General features: G+C 67.7%; 1 protein-coding gene. It reads right to left on the reverse strand.

Annotated features, from left to right (window positions below):
* A partial coding sequence (locus GT030_RS19165) for a HAMP domain-containing protein (protein ID WP_161202138.1) occupies nucleotides 1-1,144 on the reverse strand: 1,144 nt, incomplete at both ends.

The raw sequence follows: 1,144 nt of genomic DNA on the forward strand, positions 1-1,144 counted from the left end.
GGAGAGCTGGTCCACCATCGTGTTGATGGTGGTCTTCAGTTCCAGGATCTCGCCGCGCGCATCGACGTCGATCTTCTTGGACAGGTCGCCGTTGGCGACCGCGGTCGTCACCTGGGCGATGTTGCGGACCTGGCCGGTGAGGTTGTTCGCCATCGAGTTGACGTTGTCGGTCAGGTTCTTCCAGGTCCCGGCGACGTGCGGCACCCTCGCCTGGCCGCCGAGCCGGCCCTCGGTGCCGACCTCGCGGGCCACCCGGGTGACCTCGTCGGCGAACGCGGAGAGCGTGTCGACCATGGTGTTGATGACGTCGGCGAGGGCGGCGACCTCGCCCTTGGCCTCGACGGTGATCTTCTGGGACAGGTCGCCCTTGGCCACCGCGGTGGCGACCTGGGCGATGGAGCGGACCTGCCCGGTCAGGTTGGAGGCCATGACGTTGACGTTGTCGGTCAGGTCCTTCCAGGTACCCGAGACGCCACGTACGGTCGCCTGCCCCCCGAGGTTTCCTTCCGTGCCCACTTCGCGGGCCACGCGGGTGACCTCGTCGGCGAACGCCGACAGCTGGTCCACCATCGTGTTGATGGTCTCCTTCAGCTGCAGAATCTCACCCCGGGCGTCCACCCGGATCTTCTGCGACAGATCCCCCTGGGCGACCGCGGTGGTGACGTCGGCGATGGACCGGACCTGCGCGGTCAGGTTGTCGGCCATGACGTTGACGGACTCGGTGAGGTCCTTCCACGTACCCGAGACGCCCTTGACGTCCGCCTGGCCGCCGAGGCGGCCCTCGGTGCCGACCTCGCGGGCCACGCGGGTGACCTCGTCGGCGAAGGCCGACAGCTGGTCCACCATCGTGTTGATGGTGTCCTTCAGCTGCAGAATCTCACCCTTGGCCTCGACAGTGATCTTCTGCGAGAGGTCGCCCTTGGCCACGGCGGTGGCCACCTGGGCGATGGAGCGGACCTGGTTGGTGAGGTTGCCGGCCATGAAGTTGACCGAGTCGGTCAGATCCCGCCAGGTTCCCGAGACGCCCTTGACGTCCGCCTGGCCGCCGAGGCGGCCCTCGGTGCCGACCTCGCGGGCCACGCGGGTGACCTCGTCGGCGAACGCGGACAGCTGGTCCACCATCGTGTTGATGGTGTCCTTCAGC

Origin of the sequence: Streptomyces sp. SID1328, from assembly GCF_009865595.1 — a bacterium.
Taxonomy (GTDB): Bacteria; Actinomycetota; Actinomycetes; order Streptomycetales; family Streptomycetaceae; genus Streptomyces; species Streptomyces griseoluteus.